The sequence below is a fragment of the Ruminococcus sp. RTP21484sp1_RTP21277st1_D2_RTP21277_210401 genome, assembly GCF_040924225.1.
GTDB lineage: Bacteria > Bacillota > Clostridia > Lachnospirales > Lachnospiraceae > Blautia_A > Blautia_A faecis.
In genome coordinates this window covers 18969-38972 of sequence record NZ_JBCOMJ010000019.1, presented here as the reverse complement: position 1 = coordinate 38972, position 20004 = coordinate 18969, and the positions used below count along the sequence as shown (strand labels likewise).

Here is a 20004-nt window from a genome sequence, read left to right as displayed (position 1 = left end):
TATTTTCACTTTTTTCTGCAGACATATAATACTTGTCTTACTTGTTGGTCTATAATATCTATGAGAAAATCACCCTGTTTAGAACCAGAAATTTAAAATATTTTTTTCATAGAAATTTAAAAAATTTTTTTCAACACCTTGTAATTCGCGAAAAATGTGGTAAACTGAGGTTTTGGACAATATAAAGAAGAAACTACATTAATATGGAAAGAAAGAGGCAGAATTCCTCTGCCCGATAAAGAAAGGATTTCGATTTTTATGAAGACGAAACGCGAAGATGTACGTAACGTAGCCATCATTGCCCACGTTGACCATGGTAAAACCACTCTGGTAGACCAGCTTCTGAAACAGAGCGGTGTTTTCCGTGCCAATCAGGAGGTTCAGGAACGTGTCATGGACTCCAACGATATTGAGAGAGAGCGTGGTATCACAATTCTCTCCAAGAACACAGCAGTTCATTACAAAGACACAAAGATCAACATTATCGATACCCCAGGACATGCTGACTTCGGCGGCGAGGTTGAGCGTGTACTGAAAATGGTAGACGGCGTTATCCTTCTGGTTGACGCTTTCGAAGGCGCTATGCCTCAGACCAAATTCGTTCTGAAAAAAGCTCTTGAGCTGGATCTGCACGTAATCGTCTGCATTAATAAGATAGACCGTCCAGAAGCAAGGCCAGACGAGGTTGTTGACGAGGTTCTGGAACTTCTTATGGATCTTGGTGCTTCCGATGAGCAGCTCGACTGCCCATTCCTCTATGCATCTGCAAAAACAGGACACGCTGTTCTGGATCTGAAGGATACACCAGAGAACATGGAGCCGCTGTTTGAGGCTATTCTGAAATACATTCCGGCTCCGGAGGGAGACCCGGATGCAGACACACAGGTACTGATCAGTACCATTGATTATAACGAATATGTTGGACGTATCGGCGTTGGTAAGGTTGAGAGCGGCACTATTGCCGTAAACCAGGAGCTTACTCTTCTGAACCACCACGATCCGGACAAAAAACAGAAGGTTAAGATCAGCAAGCTTTATGAGTTTGACGGTCTGAATAAAGTTGAGGTAAAAGAGGCAACTATCGGATCAATTGTTGCAATTTCCGGTATTGCTGAAATTCATATCGGAGATACCCTTTGCGGCGGAGATAACCCGGAGGCAATTCCATTCCAGAAGATTTCTGAGCCGACTATCGCCATGAACTTCCTGGTAAATGACAGCCCGCTTGCAGGACAGGAGGGTAAATACATCACCTCCCGTCATCTTCGTGACAGACTTTACAGAGAGTTGAACACAGATGTCAGTCTTCGCGTAGAAGACACTGAGACAACTGAGTGCTTTAAGGTTTCCGGACGTGGTGAGCTTCATCTTTCCGTTCTTATTGAGAATATGAGACGTGAGGGATATGAATTTGCAGTCAGCAAACCAGAGGTACTTTACAAAATTGATGAACGCGGCAAGAAATTAGAGCCAATGGAAATTGCCTACATTGATGTTCCGGAGGAATTTTCCGGTACCGTTATCCAGATGCTCAGCGAGCGTAAGGGTGAACTGCAGGGAATGAGCACTGCAAGCGACGGTTCCGTTCGTCTTGAGTTCCACATTCCTTCCCGTGGACTGATTGGTTTCCGAGGAAATTTCCTTACTTCCACAAAGGGAACTGGTATTATCAATACTATTTTTGATGGCTATTCTCCATATAAGGGAGATTTCCAGTATCGTAAACAGGGTTCCCTGATTGCTTTCGAGGGCGGCGAGGCTGTTACTTATGGTCTGTTTGCAGCTCAGGAGCGTGGTACTTTATTTATCGGACCTGGTGCAAAGGTTTACAGTGGTATGGTTATCGGACAGAATGGCAAGGCAGAGGATATCGAGCTGAATGTCTGCAAGACCAAGCATCTGACCAATACTCGTTCTTCTTCTGCTGATGAAGCACTGAAACTGACTCCGCCAAGAGTTCTCAGTCTGGAGCAGGCTATTGAGTTTATCGATACGGATGAACTTCTGGAGGTTACTCCAAGCAGCCTTCGTATCCGTAAGAAGATTCTGGATTCCCGTGATCGTAAGAGAGCTTCTATTAAGAAAAATGCGTAAGGGATTATAAGAAAATAGAGCAGATAGATCTTAGGTTGAGTAAGATTTATCTGCTCTTTTTGTATATAGCAAGCTCTAAAGCTCTTTCTTTAGTTTATAGAAGTCCTTCACAGCCTTCCAGCCAATTTTCACAATTTTCTTCACATTGATGGAATTAGTTCCGCCCTGTCTGGGTTTGAAGGTGATGTCTATGAATTGTACTTTTTCTTTGTAGTGGACAAAGTATGTAGTAAACATAATGTTTGGAATATTGAAATCTTCTGGGAGTTTGTCGATATATTTGGCTACCAGGCTGGATTTCATCAGGCGGTACGGCGCATTGGCGTCGGAAACTTTTACACCGAAGATCATTCTCAGCAGAAAGCATACAACATTCTCTACGAATTTTCTGGATTTTCCGTCGCCACGTACAGCGCGGCTACCGATTATTGCATCATACCGACCCCTCTGGTTCCAAAATGGCTCGAATTCGTCAGGGTTCGTCTGACCGTCTGAATCAGTCTGGAAAATATAATCGGCTTTCTGCCGGATGGCATAGCGATATCCATAAAGTACTGTAGGGCCGTGACCGCCGTTTGGCTTATCCAGAGGGATAAGAAGTGGTCTTGTAGCAGCGCATTTCTGCAGAAGTTCATAGGTGTTGTCTTTACTTCCGTCGTTAATAATTACCAGTCTGGATTTCCCCTCGTCGTTATGGCGTTCCACTACCTGGTACCACTGATCAATGGTTTTCTCAATATTCTCCGATTCATTATATGCCGGAATTACGATATATAAACTGGACATAACTTCCTCCCATTTACTGATTTTTCAAACAGGCTTTAAGCTTTAACAGCATATCTTTAACCTTACTTTATATATCATATTGTAACGGTTCAGTACCTTCACTGCTACACGCTTCGCGGTACACAGAAATCATGCTTTCAGCCCAAATTCTTCTGCTAATTTTCCAAACTGGGGCAAAGAGTTCATAATCGTGTCATACGATACACAATAAGCCAGTCTTACATATTCAGGGCAGGCAAAGGAGCTTCCCGGCACCATAAGGATATTGTATTTTTTGCCAGCTTCGCAGAAGGCTTTTTCATCTGCAACTGGAGATTTTACGAATAAATAGAACGCTCCCTGTGGCTTGATACATTCAAATCCCAGTTTTTTCAGTCCATTGTAAAGAGCAAGGCGGTTCTTGTCGTAAGCTGCCACATCTACCTCTGCATCTACGCATTTCGCGATTACTTTCTGGATCAGGGATGGAGCATTTACGCAGCCAATAGTACGGTTAGCAATGGCTGCTGCTGCGATCAGTTCCTCGCTTCCGTCTGCCTCGTCTGGAATAACCAGATAACCGATACGCTCACCTGGAAGAGAAAGGGATTTGCTGTAGGAATAGCCTACGATTGTATTTGCATAATATTTTGTCAGATAGGGTACCTGTACGCCGTCATAGGCCAGTTCTCTATATGGCTCATCAGAAATCAGGTAAATCACTGTGCCAAATTCTTTCTGCTTCGCTTCCAGAATTGACGCAAGTTTCCTAATTATTTCTTCTGAATAAACAACTCCAGTCGGATTGTGAGGAGTATTCACAATGACAGCACGGGTCTTTGGTGTGATTTTCTCCTCAAATTCCTTCAGATTCGGCTGGAATGTGGTAGTATCCGGTGAGATTTCCACAAGGTTGCCGTCATAATTGCGTACATATGCACCATACTCCAGAAAATAAGGTGCAAAAACGATCACTTCTTCCCCAGGATTCAGGATCGTCTTAAAAGCCACATTCAGTCCACTGGCTGCTCCAACTGTCATGATCAGATTTTTCGCTGCAAAAGAAGTGCCAAATCGACGGTTCAGGGACTCTGCAATTGTCTGACGAACATCTTCGAATCCTGCATTGCTCATATAGCCATGGAGAACTGTCGGCTCTTCCTCATTTACCAGATCAATGATGGCCTGACGAACACAATCCGGTGCGGGTACACTTGGATTTCCAAGGCTGAAATCAAATACATTTTCCGGTCCGTAAATCGCGCGAAGGCGATTGCCTTCCTCGAACATCATACGGATTGCAGAATTGTTTTTTACATATGGTTTCATTTTTTCTGCTATCATTTTATGTCACTCCTCTTTTGCTTATTTCTTATTAAGATTTCTCTATTATTTCGTCTTATTTTTTCCAAATATAATCCATCCTACAAGTCCCAGCACCAGCAGACTCACAATCATCCACACGGTCAACACAACCGGTCCCTTCGGTCTGAACATATCATAATATCCTTTCAGATAAATCACAACTACAATCGCCGGAATCACATATAGCATGTATTTCTGTACGTTTGCAGGGAATTTCAGCCCTTCTCCGGTATCCGCCTCTTTAATAAAGTTCTTCCAGCCCCAGCCATATTTGGACACGCAGAACATTACAAATACTACAGAACCCAGTGGAAGAATATTATTGGATACAATGAAATCTTCCAGATCCATAATGTTCGTTCCTGCTCCAAGAGGCTGTATTCCTGACAAAATGTTGAAACCAAATACTGCCGGAAGAGAAAGAAGGATCATTGCCACCATATTGACTATAACAGCTTTTCCACGACTCCAGCCTTTTCTGTCCATTGAATAGGATATAATATTCTCAAAAACCGCAATTACAGTAGACAGGGAGGCAAAGGACATAAACAGGAAAAACAGAGCTCCCCAGATTTTCCCTCCTGTCATCTGGTTAAATACATTAGGCAATGTAATAAATACAAGTCCCGGGCCTGCTCCTGGCTCCACACCAAATGCGAAGCATGCCGGAATAATGATCAATCCTGCCATCAATGCGACAAAAGTATCCAGAATCGTAATATGCAGAGATTCTCCCAGAAGGGATCTGTCCTTTCCAAGATAGCTTCCGAAAATAGTCATAGAGCCTGCACCAATACTTAATGTAAAAAATGCCTGCGACAGTGCCCCAAAGATCACATTTCCGATTCCGATCTCGGCCATAGCGGCAAAATCCGGTACTAGGTAAAATTTCACTCCCTCCATCGCTCCGTCAAGCGTAAGGGAATGAACTGCAAGCACTACGATCAGTGCCAGAAGACACATCATCATAACTTTTGTGATTTTCTCCAGGCCACGCTGCACTCCCAAAGAGCACACTCCGAAGGATAAAACAACTACAATGATCATCCATAAAGTCATTGTACCAGCTGAATCCTGAAGTCCTGTAAAATAGTCTGCCACCTGTGCAGAATCTTTCCCGGCCAGTTTGCCGGCTGCCATTGCGTAACAGTAGTAAAGCATCCATCCTGCAACCATGGTGTAGAACATCATCAGCACATAGTTGGAAACCATGCTCATGTAGCTGAAATTATGGAAGTTGGCGCCCTCCGGTTCCAGGTCGTGAAATGCCCTTGCCGTACTTTTGCGGCTTGCACGTCCTACTGCGAATTCACATACCAGTACTGGCAATCCCAACAAAACCAGAAATATCAGGTAAATCAGAATAAATGCCGCTCCACCATATTTTCCCGCCATATACGGAAACTTCCACACGTTTCCAAGTCCAATGGCGCATCCTGCAGAGACCAGGATAAATCCCAGCCGTGATCCAAATGTTTCTCGTTCTTTCAAATCGTCCCCCTTGTTTTCTTTTTCATTTTATAGTGCCTGGCAGCTGTACCTTCCAGGCTTTGTTTTTGTTGGAAAGTAATAAAAAGGACCGGTTATATCCAGCCCTTTTTCATATTTTCCCCGATACCTTATTGTAACGCCCCCACCCATTTATGTCAACGCTTTTATGTGATGGGAGTTTGACGTTTTAAAGTCGAAAATAAATCATTGGTGATAATTTACGATTTTTTTCGCAGTAACAAAGACCAATGTATTGGTGTCCGCAAACTTTTATACATAAAAAGAACAGTCTCACCTTAGACACCATTTTCCAGGCAAAACTGTCCTCTTTCATCATTCCTTAACCTTTCACACTAAGTCTCACCAGCGCCCTCTGCAGCTTGGCTTCTACGATCTTGTATTCTTTATCGGAGAGACCACCTTTGGCCAGTTTTTCCTGGGCACGCTCTTTGGCCTTTCCGGCGCGGTCGACGTCGATGTCCTCCTGCCATTCCCAGGTGGTTGCAAGAAGACTGCAGTTGCCATCCATTACGGTGAGCATGCCACCGATGCAGGCTGCACTGCGGCTGGTGCCATCCTCCAGTATCACATGGGCCTCGCCCATTCCAAGAGCGGTACAGAAGTTGCAATGTCCTGCCAGGATTGCCAGATCACCGGTAATGCTGCGGCACACAATGCGCTGCACCTCTCCCTCAAAAAGCAGGCCGTCGGGGGTACCGATTCTAAGGGGAAATGTCCTCATAGGCAGCCTCCTTTACTGATTCTGGTTATTTTTTGCTTTCTCAAATACATCGTCAATAGTTCCGGCAAACAGGAAGCAGCTCTCTGGAATACTGTCGCACTCGCCATCCAGGATCATCTTAAATCCACGGAGAGTCTCTTTCAGCGGAACGTACTGTCCCGGCATACCTGTAAACTGCTCTGCTACAGAGAAGCTCTGTGACAGGAAACGCTGCACCTTACGTGCACGGCTTACTGTCAGCTTGTCTTCCTCAGACAGCTCATCCATACCCATGATGGCAATAATATCCTGCAGTTCTTTATAACGCTGCAGAACTCTCTGTACTGCACGTGCAATCTCATAATGCTCCTGTCCAACTACCTCCGGAGAAAGGATACGACTGGTGGAATCAAGGGGATCCACTGCCGGATAAATACCCTGGCTGGCGATCTCACGGGAAAGTACAGTGGTCGCATCCAGATGGGTAAATGTAGTAGCCGGAGCCGGGTCTGTAAGGTCATCGGCAGGTACATAAACAGCCTGTACAGATGTGATGGAACCCTTTCTGGTAGAAGTGATACGCTCCTGAAGGGCACCCATCTCAGTAGCCAGAGTTGGCTGATAACCTACCGCGGAAGGCATACGTCCAAGAAGTGCGGAAACCTCTGAGCCAGCCTGTGTAAAACGGAAAATATTATCAATGAAAAGAAGCACGTCCTGATTCTTTACGTCACGGAAATACTCTGCCATAGTCAGTCCGGAAAGGCCAACTCGCATACGCGCTCCCGGCGGCTCATTCATCTGGCCGTAAACCAGTGCAGTCTTGTCGATAACGCCGCTTTCCTTCATTTCATTGTAAAGGTCATTACCCTCACGGGTACGCTCTCCAACACCTGTAAATACAGAAAGTCCGCCGTGTGCTGTGGCAACATTGTGGATCAGCTCCATGATAAGAACTGTTTTGCCAACACCAGCACCTCCGAACAGACCGATCTTACCACCCTTTGCATAGGGGCAGATCAGGTCAACGACCTTGATACCGGTCTCCAGGATCTCGGTTGCCGGCATCTGCTCCTCATAGGATGGTGCCGGACGGTGGATTGCCCAGTGCTCTTTCGTCTCTGGTGCCGGAAGATTGTCTACCGGATCACCAAGAAGATTAAATACTCTTCCCAGGCACTCCTCTCCAACCGGAACCTTAATAGGTTCACCTGTATCCACAGCCTTAGTTCCTCTCACCAGACCGTCGGTAGAATTCATTGCAATACAGCGCACTGTATTATCCCCGATCTGCTGGGCAACCTCCGCTGTGAGCCTGGTGCCTTCATGATCAATTTCGATGGCATTAAGAAGTGCCGGCAGCTCGTCATGACCAAACCGGATATCCAGTACCGGTCCGATTACCTGCACCACCTCGCCAATGTGTTTTTCGCTCATTTAGCAGTCTCCTTATAACATACTATGCGATGGGTCATACACCCTCCGCACCTCCAACAATCTCTGTGATCTCCTGCGTGATGCTTGCCTGACGTGCCCGGTTGTAATGCAGATTCAGCTTCTCGATCATTTCCTCGGCATTGTTGGTCGCAGCCTCCATGGCGGTACGTCTTGCAGCCAGCTCACTGGCTACGCTCTCACAAACCGCACCATAGATCAAACCAGCCAGATACTCTGGAACGATGGCATCAAATACTTCCGACGCATCCGGCTCATACAGAATCAGATTCCGGATGCTCTTTGTATCCTGTTCATCTGTCAGGTCCTTCAGAGGCAGCACCGGTATCGCTGATGGCTGCTGGGAAAGCATGGAAACAAATTTTGTGTAACAAAGATCAATGTGTCCAAATTCTCCCTTCTTAAATTCCCCGCAGAGCAGATTCGCCATCTCAAAGCAGTCTGCAACAGAAACATCGGCAATTTCGCCAAAGCTTTCTGTAACACAGGCAAATCCATTTCGCTTCGAATACTCCACAGCCTTTTTCCCAATGGGAAGAACCAGGAAATCCTGATTCACAGAGGCTGCTTCCAGACATTTAAACAAGTTGGTGTTATATCCGCCAGCCAGACCACGGTCTCCGGCGATCAGCACATAGCAGCGCTTCTCATTCCCGGATTCTCTGGCATATACAGAGGAAAAATCTGTATTCCCCCGGGCAATATCCACAAGGGTCTGATGCATGGTCTCAAAATAAGGCCGGCAGACTTCCGCCCTTTCTTTTGCTTTACGCAGTTTGGAGGATGCTACAAGCTCCATTGCCTTGGTAATCTGCATAGTGCTCTGCACACTTTTGATCCGCAGCTTTACCGCTTTCATGTTTGCAGCCATAAAAAGTCCTCCTTGTCACAATTTATTTCTCAGGTCTTGTATTTACAAAATTCTCAGTATACTGTTCCAATGCGCCCTTCAGCTTCTCTTCTGTCTCCGCAGATAATGCACCTGTGGAACGGATTTCCTGCATTGCAGCAGCACCCTGTGCATCACTGTCAATCCAGGTATAAAGACCAGCTTCATAGGTTCTTACATCCTCTGTAGCAACCCGGGAAAGGATTCCCTTGGTTACTGCATAAAGGATAGCTACCTGCTTCTCAACTGGAACCGGCGCATTCTGGTTCTGCTTCAGAACCTCCACAATACGGGCTCCCTGCTCCAGTCTGGCCTTGGTATCTGCATCCAGATCAGATCCAAACTGAGCAAAGCTCTGCAGCTCTCGATACTGGGAATAAATCAGCTTCAAAGTACCGGCAACCTTCTTCATTGCCTTGATCTGTGCATTTCCACCAACTCGTGATACGGAAATACCAGGGTTTACAGCCGGCATAACACCGGAATGGAACAGCTCTGTCTCCAGGAAAATCTGTCCGTCTGTGATGGAAATAACGTTAGTGGGAATATATGCGGAAACGTCTCCTGCCTGTGTCTCGATGATCGGAAGTGCAGTCAGGGAACCGCCGCCGTGTGCCTCATCCAGTCTTGCGGCACGCTCCAGAAGTCTGGAATGGAGATAGAAAACATCTCCAGGATATGCCTCACGTCCCGGTGGACGACGGATCAGCAGGGAAAGTGCACGATAAGCAACCGCATGCTTACTTAAATCATCGTAAATGATAAGTACATCTTTTCCCTTATACATAAAATATTCACCCATTGCACATCCGGAATACGGTGCAATGTACTGCAGCGGGCTGGCTTCTGAAGCAGTAGCCGCTACAACGATGGTATAATCCATAGCGCCATTTCTTGTAAGAGTCTCAACCAGGGAAGATACGGTGGAACGCTTCTGACCAATTGCAACATAGATACAGATCACGTCCTTCCCCTTCTGATTGATAATAGTATCTGCTGCCAGAGTGGTCTTACCAGTCTGACGGTCACCGATAATCAGCTCACGCTGACCTCTTCCAATGGGAACCATGGAGTCAATTGCCTTAATACCGGTCTGCAGAGGCTGGTTAACGCCCTGTCTCTCGCAGATACCTGGTGCCGGGCTCTCAATCGCCCTGTATTCACTTGTCACTACAGGTCCTGCACCGTCAATAGGCTGTCCAAGGGCATTTACAACTCGCCCGATCATAGCCTCACCAACCGGAACGGATACCACCTTTCCGGTGCGCTTTACGGTCTGACCTTCGCCAATACCGGAATCATCCCCAAATAAAACGATAGAAACACTGTTTTCTTCCAGGTTCTGCGCCATTCCGAAGCTTCCGTCCTCAAACTCAAGAAGCTCTCCTGCCATACAGTTGATAAGACCGCTGGCTCTTGCAATACCATCACCAACCATAAGAACCGTACCGGTCTCATTCTGTTTGATAGCGTTATCGTAGTATTTGATCTGACTGCGGATGACTTTTGAAATTTCTTCAGGTTTAAGCTGCATTTTCTCTATCCATCCTTATACTATAAGCTCGTTTAATTTCCTGGAAAGATCATCCAGACGGCTCTTTACTGTACCGTCCAGCTGTCTGCCCTCCAGTTCCACTTTAAGACCTGCAAGCACTGTAGGATCTGTCTTCTGGGTCAGGGTAACGGTCTTACCGCTTATCTTCTCCAGCTTGTCCTTAAGCGCTGCCATCTGCTCATCTGTCAGTGCAACCGCGCTGGTCACCACTGCAGTGGCAATGTTATGGTCCACATTGTACCGCCGTGTAAATTCCTCACAGCATCCGGAATACTCTCCCAGGATTCCGCGCTCACACAGCAGTTTCAGAAAATTCACCAGATACCGTTCTGCTTCTGTTCCAAATGCAGTATCAAGAAGTTTTGTCCTCTCTTCCTTCGGGATCGAAGGCTCTGACAACAATTTCACATAATCGGGATTCTCCCGGAAAAGCTGCCGGATTGTCTGCATCTGCTCCAGCACAGTGTCGGTAAGCTGTTCTTCAGCAGCAAGATCATACATGCTGCTGCCATATAATCTGGCAATCTGCGTCATGATGCCTCACCTACATTCGAAATAAACTCGTCGATCAGTTTCGCGTGATCCTCTTCTTTGATCTCACGCTCGATCACCTTGCCGGCAATCTCCATTGCCATGCCGCCGATCTCATTCTTCACCTCATTGACAGCTTTTCGTTTCTCCTGTGCAATGTCGCTCTCAGCCTTCTCTTTCATAGCACGGGCTTCCTGGGCTGCACTTTTCAGGATCTCCTCACTCTGGAGGGAAGCTGTCCTCTGTGCCTCTGTGACAATATCGCTGGCCTTTGCTTTGGCCTGCTGCATATTCTGTTCATACTCTGTCTTCATGGCAAGAGCTTCTTCCTTCGCCTTTGTAGCATCCTGGATTTCGGCATCTGCCATTGCTCTTCTCTTCTGAAGCATTTCATTGACAGGCTTAAACAAAAATCTTTTTATCAGATACATTTGAAGAAAAAGATTGCAGATCTGTGCGATAAACGTCCACGGCACAATTCCTACAAGTTCCTGTACCTGCATGTTCTAACCTCCTGTTGTAACTGCTACCATTCATACCGTTCCAGTATCTTACCAGTATAGAAACCAGCTGCTTTGGTGCCGTCTCTATGGAGCTTCCATAACAGCGGTCTGTGAATGGTAACGCCTGTGATACTTGTCCTTAATTATCCAAGGAACTTCATGAAGGTACCAGGTGCAACAAAGATCAGAAGCAGACCGGTTACGAAACCGTAAATACCTGTAGTCTCTGCGATCGCACAACCAAGAAGCATGGTAGAGGTTACATCACCTTTACACTCTGGCTGACGTCCGATTGCTTCCAGAGCTTTTGCAACTGCGTTACCTTCTCCAATACCAGGTCCGATACCTGCGATCAGTGCAAGACCAGCACCAATTGCACAACCAGCCAGTGCGATACCTTTTGCCAATACTGTAAAATCCATAATCAAATCCTCCTGTTATTTATGATTTCTCTTGTTAGAAATTCAATTCATCCGGAAACTGCAAAATATTTTCTGCATTTTCCGATTTTCTGCCCACTTCGTGAACATCCGCCTTCTTTACGCTACTCTTCTGCTGCATTCGCGATATACATTACAGTCAGCATACAGAAAATAAATGCCTGCATGATTCCGGAAAACCAGTCAAAATAAACTGACATAATTGCCGGAATACCAACGTCCAGGAATGGGATCTTCGACAAAACATCTCCCACAATACCCGGAATCAATCCAAACAGTTTGGAGCTTGCCAGCGCCAGCGCTGCATAGATCAAACCATTGATAACTACACCGGAAAGAATATTTCCAAAATGACGGCACGCCATACTGATCGGTGTGGCGATCTCAGAAAGAATATTAAATGGTGTCATAATAGGGATCGGAGTTGTAAATCCCTTCATATATCCACCGAAACCATTTGTCTTAATCTTCTGTGCCGTGATCATGGTAAATACAACAACTGCCCATGCAGCTTCTGTGGAAAGATCTGCTGTAGGGCTTCGCAGTCCTACAAGGCTGATCAGGTTGGATACCACACTGGTAGCAAAAAGCGCCGCCACAAAAGGAATCATATAGCTGAATTTCTCCCCCATATTTCCGATGACGAACTTATTTGCTGTCTCCACCAGTAGCTCAGCCACAGCCTGTCTCCTGGATATTTTCTCCACTTTCAGATCATGTGTCAGCCAGATACAAAGTCCTGTGATCAACAGCATAACCAGCCAGCTTACAACCAGAGTCTCCGTGATCTGGAATTTCCCCAGGATGGGAATCTCGAACGGAAACGTATAGAATATCCTGCCACCGGTTATTTCGATATCCATGTACTCTCACCTCCTGTCATTATAAATTTGTAACTGTTCCGTACCACATCTGTCACACACTTCGCGGAGCAGTACCTGCTGAATAGTTACATAAAATTGTATATATCATTATGCGGCCTTCCTCCCCCCAATGATTCCAACTGTCTTGATCACAATGTTTGGAAAAAGCAATGGTAAGATTCCGGCTACAAACTGAAAACAGGGAACCGCAATCGCCAGAACGCCCCAGATAAGCTGAAGCATCATTCTCTGACTATAGCTGGCCTTCATCTTCGCTGCAGCCTGTTTATCGTCCTCCATGGAAACTATCTTCTGAACGGTCAGCCCCATAAGGAAAAAGTTCAGTACTGCCACCATCCCGCCAATAAATCCGGCGAGAAGCACTGTATAATCAAACGGAATCTGCTCCGGCACTGCCAGATGTCCGATTCCAAATACAGCCCACATCAGGACTACGCATACAAATGTACCAATCGCCACCTTCTTCGTCTCTTTCCTCACTGCCGGCTGCACATCTGCAAACATTTTGCTCATACAAATCTCCCTTCTGAAACGTGTTTGAAAAAGGTTTTCTGCAAAATGTACGTCACACTTTGCAGGAATGATTCCTCAAACACACTCTAATGATGTCTGTTAAATGAAACTTTATTCTTCTTTTTCTCTTTCTCTTTCTTCTGATGTCCGGTTACGGACAGGTAAAGCTTATAGGCTACTGTAAAGGAGCCTCCCAGTCCGAAAAAAAAGCCAGGAATAAAAATCCATTCTCCTATTCCCAGGCTGGTACTCATCCACCAGCAGATCAGCAGGCACAGAAGCAGAGGAGTGATAAAGGATAAGCTAAATTGACTAAGCAAAGTCATATTCTTGATAATATCTCCCCATTTTTTCATAAAAGCCTCCTGTCTCAAGTCTCATTTTATAGACAGATTTTAACACAATTCAGTGTGGATAGCAACTTTTATTGTGCACATTATTTAAAAACCGACTTCCATTTTATTGCATATCGTCAATTTTTTCACACTTCAAAAAGTAATTACATGCTAACAAATTCTTGTTATTTTGTCGTTATACAATCGTTAAACATTGACTAAAATTCAGACACGGCAGGTAGTATTGTCTAGTACATTGAATATTAAGTAACCGCCATATTGACTTGTCTGATTTTTCATCTGCTGCGTTGTCGTCGGTCGCCGTAGCCACCGCTACGCCTCCTTCCTCCGCCTTGCATATGAAGAAATCATCCTGCGTCAATATAGCAGAAACTTAATTTTCGATGTACTAGAATGTGTTTGAAACAGGCTCTGGCTGCAATATCCTTTGATATGCAAAAAACTGCCTTGTATCAGCATTCCCATTCCTGGTAAATTCATGCTGTACAAAGCAGTTTCTCTTTCATAGTTTCTTATGAACCGCACTATCTTATTTTAGAGCGTATTTATAAAATCATTCTCGCAATCTGCACGCCCCGCTTTGCGACATATTTTGCCCAAATTCGTAGAGCGTGTTTGTGAAATCATTCCTGAAAATTATGACGTGCCTCTTATGAAAGCTATTTCAATTTGCATACAAATAAGAACTGTATGTAGGATCATCAATGTTTGAGGAATCAATCCATGCCGGGTCGATACGCACATTCCGCTTGATTTCCACACTCTTCTTTGGTGCTGTAGTCAAAAGTGCTGTCCAGATGGTCTGATATCCCATCGCGTAAGGCTGCTGGGAAACCACACCGACCTCTTTACCATTCCGGATAGCCTCCTGTTGTTTCGCTGTGGCATCCACACCAACCATCACAATGGAATCCTTTGTCTCATCCTTTTTCATGTCCAGATACAGATCGGCAATATCTGCATTATCGCAGAAAACACCGTCCAGCTGCGGATATTTGTCAAGAACCTCCTGCATGGCAGCTGTCATATCATCTACCTGATCCTGATAAACAATCTCCACAACTTCAATATCCGGATAATTGGTGATATAATTGGTAAAACCGCTTACACGTTCCTGAATGCTCTGCGTCTTTTCCTGCGCAGAAAAGACTGCAACCTTACCCATTTTTCCGATGGCTGTGGCTAATCTATACGCAGCGATTTCGCCCACCCTGGTATTATCCGTACCACGAAATGCACGGACCATCTTGCTGTCTGTAACACCAGAGTCAAATGCCACAACCGGGATTCCATTCTCCTTGGCAGCTTCCAGCTGCGCCTGAAGGGAATCCATATCGCTGGCAGAAACACAAAGTACATCCGGATTCTCTGCAATTACCGCATCTATGGTATTTACCTGGCTCTCCACATCTTTCTCATCGCTGGCGCCTTCAAAGGTCATGGTCACCTGATCTTCTTTCTTGAAGCCATATGCCTCGTTTACATCGGCAATTGCCTGCTCCATTCCTTTCTTAACCAGTCCCCAGAACTCTCCGCTTGTACTCTTGCTTACAACTGCCACCCGGGATCCTGCCTGGAGTTCTACAGATGTATCAATTTCAGGAATAAGAGGATCCTTTTCTTCCTGGGCTTCTTCTGTGGATTCCGTAGTCTGCCCGTCAGAAACCAGTGGCGCGATCACTTTCTCCACTTCTTCTTTCTTACAGCCTGTGAAGGTGCATAATGCAGCCAGAACAACAGCAGGTATCACTGCTACTTTTTTCATTTTATTCACTCCTCATCTGAATGTTTAAAGTTTTTCATAGAAACTTTTTATAACTATTTTTCGCAGTCTTCATCTTTGTTTAATCTTGCTTTTACATTATACACAATTTCGGTTCCACGTCTATAGTTTTTATGTTTTTTTCACATTTGCGGGATAGAAATCCCCTTAAATTCCGCCCCTTCCGGATTTGTCACGAATTTCATCACCTTTCCGGTTATCGGATGGAAAAAGGTGAGGCTTGCAGCGCACAGAGCCAGGCTGCCTGCCCCGATGGTCACATTCGTTCCGGCACCATATTTCCGGTCACCAGCCAAAGGCATTCCTGCATGAGCCATCTGAACCCGGATCTGGTGATGACGGCCTGTATCCAGATGAATTCGAAGCAGCCATTTTTTCTTTCCGGAAATTGCATCCACAGCTTCACCGAGAACCTCATAGGAAAGTCTGGCTTTCTTCGCACCAGGAGTGTGCGCATTTACCACGGAAGAAGTATTGGATTTTCCATCTTTTTTCAGATAATCCTCCAGAACTTTTTCTTTTTTCCCAGCCTCGGCCTGCTTTCCATATGTTACTGCCAGATAAATTTTTTCCATCTTTCCAGCTGTAATCTGTGCACTTAACGATTTCGCAGCCTCAGGTGTCTTCCCAAATACAAGAATACCTTCTACCGGCTGATCCAGCCTGTGGATTACTGCCAGATATGGAATCCTTCTCCCACCACCGTCTTGCATTGCCAGATAATTTTTCAGGCTGCTCTCCATATCCATGGCACCGATTCTTGCATTCTGTACCGCAATTCCCGCTGGCTTACGGCAAACTATAATTTCTTTATCTTCGAAAAGAATGTAGTCCTCTATTTTCCCACTAAACATCGTCTGCTTCCCTCATAGTTTCCAATTTTCTCCGCTCATTATAGCGGATTAAAGCCTGATTTACAAGCTCACACTTTCTATTCCGGTATGCTTTATGCTGCATATCGGTTCCTGTTCACTTCGTATCCAATACATCATCCCGCTTTTTTGTCTCTCACAGCATGGAAAAGGACGGTCATCATTTTACTTATATTTCAAATGATGACCGTCCTAAAATTCTTCAGTATTCAATGGTCTTTTCCTCGTTTTTCAAATTGATTTACAATTTAATATTTACGTGGTCTTTATTCAGTTGTTCTATATTCAGTTTTAAGTTTTTATTTAAAATATCTTATCTTATTTCCTGCTCATAAACGATATGATGTTTATCATTCGGTTTATTTAGAAGTTTGATAGATTGAAATTATAATTCACGTTTTATAATTTCTTCTGCAGAAATATCGGATATACTTCTCAGGCTCTGAATCATTATCATAAACAATTTCAAACTTAATTCGGTTAAATCCAAAACCACTTACTGGTTCATATGCTCTCTTATATGTATTATACAAAAAAGTTTGAGCGGAAGTTCCTGATCTATTTCTGACTGGAATATCAATTATGATATTCTTCTAATGCAAAGTTTCGATTCATATTCTAAAGGTTCAATAAGAATCTCAAGATATCCTGCTTATCTGTGATAAGGGGTTATATCCTCTGGAGAAATGTTTCTTTACACAAGTTCCAGATCTTTGTATTAGTGGTGGACAGTTATTCAATATAAGTAATCGCTTCTATTTACCTTGGATACGTTTATAAGTATCAGCTGAATCAAGTGATACTTTATTTTCTATTTACACGGTTCTCGTATCAGGTCTTCTTGCAGGAAATGCGATTCCTGTCTCTCTTATATTGATTAGAAAGATTTTATGTTCCCATTGGAATCACTAAGCTCCTTTCTTTATGAAGTTGTTTTTCTTTTCTTTTGATGAGCTTATATTACCATCTCCTGTCTTATTTGTCAATACTTTTTCGTGTATTTTTTGTTTTATTTCTGTTTTATTTTGGTGCTTCGCGTTGTATTTCTGTGTTTTTTACTAATTATTGTAATTATTCAGAATATTTGTTTATATAACAAGAAAGGCTCCTTTTTGCAAAAGTCTAAATAGGTGTTTAAAAAAGGCTTTCTGCAAGATATACGTCATGATTTGTGGGAGATTTTGTCCGGTTGAGGGTATCATAGCGGGCTACGACAACCGAATTCGGGAAAAATATACCGCAAAGTGGGACGTGCAGATTGCGGAAATGCTTTTTTAAACACGTTCTAGCCTATGTAGAAACACATTGAGCGATATTTGCCTTTTCATTGCAGTGTGATCATACCATGTAGAACTTTTTATGTAACAGGGAATTCTGATAAAAAGGCAGGTCGCTCTCAAAAAGAATGACCTGCCTCATAACATTTTATTTTCTATTGTAATTGATCAGACAGCCTTTCAGGATGATTTCCCGCTCATCATCTGTCAGCTCTCCAAGTGTTACGGTAAACGGAACCAGTCCGCTCTCTTTTACCACATAACCGGTAATGCTGTCGGCTTTCTCTTCCACTGCCTTGCGGATTTCCGGGAAGAACAGGTAATCACCGTTTACAAACGGAAGATCACCGGCCGGGATCAGGAACGGGAGCATTCCCCAGTTAATCAGGTTGGAACGGTAACGTTTGGTAGCGTATTCGTTGGCAATGTTTGCCCACCCGCCAAGTACTTTCTGACAGGAAGCAGCCTGCTCACGGGCAGAACCATCTCCGGGCTTCACTGCGAAAATAGTACTTCCAACGCCAAGATTGCCTTTGCCAGCTTCCGGATACTCTTTGTTCACCGCTTCCATAACCGGCTTCAGCTCTGGCAGTGCATCCAGCGGACATTCGCCGTTCTCAATGGCATGCTCTGCTTTCTGAACCTCTTTTGCCCGTCCAACATAAGCCGGATCCTTTCTGGAAAGAGTAAACTCAGCCAGTCCAAGAGGATTGGAACGGTAGGAGGAAGTCTCACCGGACGGGATCAGCTCGTCGGTAGTAGTTACCGGATCGTGAATTTCGGAAACAACCTTCAGAACCAGATTCTCTGCAAGTGCCGGCATCTTCGGCCAGTCTTTGATGTTCGGTCCAAACTGGATCTCAACAGACGGATCAGCCACGCCTTTGCTGTCAAATACACGGTTATCGTAAATCGTTTTATCAAAGAAATATTTCTGTCCTCTGTACTCTCCTGTGAAATTCTCAGCAGAGGTAAGGAATCCCTTGTTTGCAGCTGTAGCAGCGATAGAACGGGCATCCATAAGTGCAACAGAAGAAATCTGACCATTCTGGATCTTGGAGCCTTCACGGTTCGGGAAGTTTCTGGTGGTATGGCGGATACTGAAAGCATTGTTTGCCGGAGTATCTCCAGCACCGAAGCATGGACCGCAGAATGCAGTTTTCACAACAGCACCTGTCTCAAGAAGATCTGCCAGAACTCCATTCTTAGCCAGCTCCATATAAATCGGAGTACTTGCCGGATATACGCTTAAAGTAAAGGCATCTGCACCGATGCTGGTTCCGCGGAGAATATCCGCTGCAGCACAGATATTCTCAAATCCACCGCCTGCACATCCTGCAATAATTCCCTGGTCAACATAAAGCTTTCCGTCTACAACCTTATTACGGAGAGTATAAGGAACCTTGCCGTCCAGACTTACCAGAGCTTTTTTCTCAACATCGGCAAGGATGTCATCCAGATTTGCATTCAGTTCATCAATTGTATAAGTATTGCTTGGATGGAACGGCATAGCGATCATTGGCTTGATCTCGCCAAGGTCAATCTCCACACAGCCGTCATAGTAAGCCACATCTCCCGGTTTCAGCTCTTTATAGCTCTGGGCTCTTCCATGGATCTCGTAAAACTCCTGAATCTTCTCATCTGTCTGCCAGATGGAGGAAAGGCAGGTAGTCTCAGTAGTCATAACATCGATTCCAATACGGAAATCAGCACTTAAATTAGCTACGCCAGGACCTACGAACTCCATTACTTTATTCTTCACATAACCATTTGCAAATACTTTACCAATGATAGCAAGAGCAACGTCCTGCGGTCCTACGCCCGGACGTGGGCTTCCTTTCAGATAAATAGCAACAACTCCTGGCATATTGATATCATATGTCTGGGAAAGAAGCTGCTTCACAAGCTCCGGTCCCCCCTCTCCCATAGCCATGGTACCAAGAGCGCCATAACGGGTATGGCTGTCTGAGCCAAGAATCATCTTGCCGCACTCAGCAAGCATTTCGCGGGCAAACTGATGGATAACTGCCTGATGTGGCGGAACATAGACACCGCCGTATTTTTTCGCACAGGTAAGACCAAACATATGGTCATCCTCATTAATAGTACCGCCAACTGCACAGAGGGAGTTGTGACAGTTGGTCAGAACATACGGTACCGGAAAACGCTCCAGTCCGGAAGCACGTGCAGTCTGGATAATTCCTACAAAAGTAATATCATGGGATGTCAGTTTATCAAATTTAATCTGAAGCTTGTCCATATTACCGGAAGTATTATGGGCTTTTAAAATAGAATAGGCAATGGTATTTCTTGCTGCATCTTCTCTGGAAACAGGAAGCTGGGCTTCAGCTGCCGGAATGATTTCCTTTCCATTCTGCAGATACACGCCAGTATCATATAATTTCATAATAAAGCTCCTCCTCATCTTGAGAGATTTATAAGTAACAAATATTATGCAGCTGTTCACCAGCAACATTCTGAGAGGTATTTTTTGTGAACAGCAGCAACAT

At 44.8% G+C, this 20004-nt stretch carries 18 protein-coding genes and 1 pseudogene; 3 read left to right on the top strand and 16 right to left on the bottom strand.

Going from position 1 to position 20004, the window contains the following annotated elements; translation table 11 throughout:
- The first annotated feature begins 258 nt into the window (after positions 1 to 258).
- A complete protein-coding gene (gene typA, locus AB5706_RS13435; RefSeq protein ID WP_118582152.1) occupies positions 259 to 2094 on the top strand; it encodes a translational GTPase TypA in 1836 nt (611 codons plus the stop codon).
- Positions 2095 to 2169: 75 nt separating this feature from the next.
- Here the strand turns inward: typA and AB5706_RS13430 are convergent, their stop codons facing one another.
- The 13 genes from AB5706_RS13430 to AB5706_RS13365 form a co-directional block, all read right to left on the bottom strand.
- Positions 2170 to 2880, bottom strand: a complete 711-nt coding sequence (locus AB5706_RS13430) for a glycosyltransferase family 2 protein (RefSeq protein WP_173716857.1) — start codon at positions 2878 to 2880, stop codon at positions 2170 to 2172.
- Positions 2881 to 3009: 129 nt separating this feature from the next.
- A complete protein-coding gene (locus tag AB5706_RS13425) occupies positions 3010 to 4203 on the bottom strand; it encodes a pyridoxal phosphate-dependent aminotransferase (protein WP_173772092.1) in 1194 nt (397 codons plus the stop codon).
- A 45-nt stretch (positions 4204 to 4248) separates the two neighbouring features.
- Complete coding sequence (locus AB5706_RS13420) at positions 4249 to 5715, bottom strand: sodium-dependent transporter (protein ID WP_173772094.1); 1467 nt, start codon at positions 5713 to 5715, stop codon at positions 4249 to 4251.
- A 340-nt stretch (positions 5716 to 6055) separates the two neighbouring features.
- Positions 6056 to 6457 (bottom strand): ATP synthase F1 subunit epsilon, encoded by a 402-nt coding sequence (atpC, locus tag AB5706_RS13415; RefSeq protein WP_173772096.1) that lies wholly within the window; start codon positions 6455 to 6457, stop codon positions 6056 to 6058.
- A gap of 12 nt (positions 6458 to 6469) precedes the next feature.
- On the bottom strand, positions 6470 to 7873 hold the full coding sequence (atpD, locus tag AB5706_RS13410) for a F0F1 ATP synthase subunit beta (RefSeq protein WP_173716854.1): 1404 nt from the start codon (positions 7871 to 7873) through the stop codon (positions 6470 to 6472).
- A 34-nt stretch (positions 7874 to 7907) separates the two neighbouring features.
- A complete protein-coding gene (gene atpG, locus AB5706_RS13405; RefSeq protein ID WP_173735285.1) occupies positions 7908 to 8762 on the bottom strand; it encodes an ATP synthase F1 subunit gamma in 855 nt (284 codons plus the stop codon).
- Positions 8763 to 8784: 22 nt separating this feature from the next.
- Positions 8785 to 10314, bottom strand: coding sequence for a F0F1 ATP synthase subunit alpha (gene atpA / locus AB5706_RS13400; protein ID WP_118582131.1), 1530 nt, complete (start codon positions 10312 to 10314; stop codon positions 8785 to 8787).
- Positions 10315 to 10329: 15 nt separating this feature from the next.
- A complete protein-coding gene (gene atpH, locus AB5706_RS13395; RefSeq protein WP_118582128.1) occupies positions 10330 to 10869 on the bottom strand; it encodes an ATP synthase F1 subunit delta in 540 nt (179 codons plus the stop codon).
- Positions 10866 to 11369 carry a F0F1 ATP synthase subunit B gene (gene atpF / locus AB5706_RS13390; protein ID WP_118582125.1) on the bottom strand — a complete coding sequence of 168 codons (504 nt, stop codon included), beginning with the start codon at positions 11367 to 11369 and terminating at the stop codon, positions 10866 to 10868. The genes atpH and atpF overlap by 4 nt, the downstream gene beginning before the upstream one ends.
- A gap of 143 nt (positions 11370 to 11512) precedes the next feature.
- The gene (atpE, locus tag AB5706_RS13385) at positions 11513 to 11791 is read right to left on the bottom strand and encodes an ATP synthase F0 subunit C (protein WP_179962564.1); all 279 of its coding nucleotides are present in this window, start codon (positions 11789 to 11791) and stop codon (positions 11513 to 11515) included.
- A gap of 122 nt (positions 11792 to 11913) precedes the next feature.
- Entirely contained in the window at positions 11914 to 12672 is a 759-nt protein-coding gene (locus AB5706_RS13380) for a F0F1 ATP synthase subunit A (RefSeq protein ID WP_118582122.1), read from the bottom strand.
- Positions 12673 to 12780: 108 nt separating this feature from the next.
- Positions 12781 to 13206, bottom strand: coding sequence for an ATP synthase subunit I (locus tag AB5706_RS13375; protein ID WP_118582119.1), 426 nt, complete (start codon positions 13204 to 13206; stop codon positions 12781 to 12783).
- Positions 13207 to 13292: 86 nt separating this feature from the next.
- Positions 13293 to 13562 carry an AtpZ/AtpI family protein gene (locus AB5706_RS13365; protein ID WP_173717843.1) on the bottom strand — a complete coding sequence of 90 codons (270 nt, stop codon included), beginning with the start codon at positions 13560 to 13562 and terminating at the stop codon, positions 13293 to 13295.
- 551 nt (positions 13563 to 14113) lie between these two features.
- Between AB5706_RS13365 and AB5706_RS13360 the strand changes: the two are divergent.
- Positions 14114 to 14170: pseudogene (locus tag AB5706_RS13360) on the top strand (DUF6783 domain-containing protein); the annotation flags it as partial.
- A 56-nt stretch (positions 14171 to 14226) separates the two neighbouring features.
- On the opposite strand, the gene AB5706_RS13355 reads toward AB5706_RS13360, so the two are convergent.
- Positions 14227 to 15327, bottom strand: coding sequence for a substrate-binding domain-containing protein (locus tag AB5706_RS13355; protein ID WP_118582113.1), 1101 nt, complete (start codon positions 15325 to 15327; stop codon positions 14227 to 14229).
- Between the two features lie 140 nt (positions 15328 to 15467).
- Entirely contained in the window at positions 15468 to 16199 is a 732-nt protein-coding gene (locus tag AB5706_RS13350) for an RluA family pseudouridine synthase (RefSeq protein ID WP_173772100.1), read from the bottom strand.
- 1098 nt (positions 16200 to 17297) lie between these two features.
- Here AB5706_RS13350 and AB5706_RS23145 point away from each other — a divergent pair.
- Entirely contained in the window at positions 17298 to 17495 is a 198-nt protein-coding gene (locus AB5706_RS23145; protein ID WP_416385897.1) for a DUF6783 domain-containing protein, read from the top strand.
- 147 nt (positions 17496 to 17642) lie between these two features.
- Here AB5706_RS23145 and AB5706_RS13340 read toward each other — a convergent pair whose 3' ends face one another.
- On the bottom strand, positions 17643 to 19901 hold the full coding sequence (locus AB5706_RS13340; RefSeq protein ID WP_173717840.1) for a hydratase: 2259 nt from the start codon (positions 19899 to 19901) through the stop codon (positions 17643 to 17645).
- Between the last annotated feature and the right edge of the window lie 103 nt (positions 19902 to 20004).

Bases quoted from the DNA above. Each gene is read 5' to 3' on its own strand.
- atpG (WP_173735285.1), bottom strand. From the start codon at position 8,762: ATGGCTGCAAACATGAAAGCGGTAAAGCTGCGGATCAAAAGTGTGCAG.
- AB5706_RS13340 (WP_173717840.1), bottom strand. From the start codon at position 19,901: ATGAAATTATATGATACTGGCGTGTATCTGCAGAATGGAAAGGAAATC.
- typA (WP_118582152.1), top strand. From the start codon at position 259: ATGAAGACGAAACGCGAAGATGTACGTAACGTAGCCATCATTGCCCAC.
- AB5706_RS13430 (WP_173716857.1), bottom strand. From the start codon at position 2,880: ATGTCCAGTTTATATATCGTAATTCCGGCATATAATGAATCGGAGAAT.
- atpE (WP_179962564.1), bottom strand. From the start codon at position 11,791: ATGGATTTTACAGTATTGGCAAAAGGTATCGCACTGGCTGGTTGTGCA.
- atpF (WP_118582125.1), bottom strand. From the start codon at position 11,369: ATGCAGGTACAGGAACTTGTAGGAATTGTGCCGTGGACGTTTATCGCA.
- AB5706_RS13375 (WP_118582119.1), bottom strand. From the start codon at position 13,206: ATGAGCAAAATGTTTGCAGATGTGCAGCCGGCAGTGAGGAAAGAGACG.
- AB5706_RS13425 (WP_173772092.1), bottom strand. From the start codon at position 4,203: ATGATAGCAGAAAAAATGAAACCATATGTAAAAAACAATTCTGCAATC.
- atpA (WP_118582131.1), bottom strand. From the start codon at position 10,314: ATGCAGCTTAAACCTGAAGAAATTTCAAAAGTCATCCGCAGTCAGATC.
- AB5706_RS13365 (WP_173717843.1), bottom strand. From the start codon at position 13,562: ATGAAAAAATGGGGAGATATTATCAAGAATATGACTTTGCTTAGTCAA.
- atpD (WP_173716854.1), bottom strand. From the start codon at position 7,873: ATGAGCGAAAAACACATTGGCGAGGTGGTGCAGGTAATCGGACCGGTA.
- atpC (WP_173772096.1), bottom strand. From the start codon at position 6,457: ATGAGGACATTTCCCCTTAGAATCGGTACCCCCGACGGCCTGCTTTTT.
- AB5706_RS13355 (WP_118582113.1), bottom strand. From the start codon at position 15,327: ATGAAAAAAGTAGCAGTGATACCTGCTGTTGTTCTGGCTGCATTATGC.
- AB5706_RS13380 (WP_118582122.1), bottom strand. From the start codon at position 12,672: ATGGATATCGAAATAACCGGTGGCAGGATATTCTATACGTTTCCGTTC.
- AB5706_RS13350 (WP_173772100.1), bottom strand. From the start codon at position 16,199: ATGTTTAGTGGGAAAATAGAGGACTACATTCTTTTCGAAGATAAAGAA.
- atpH (WP_118582128.1), bottom strand. From the start codon at position 10,869: ATGACGCAGATTGCCAGATTATATGGCAGCAGCATGTATGATCTTGCT.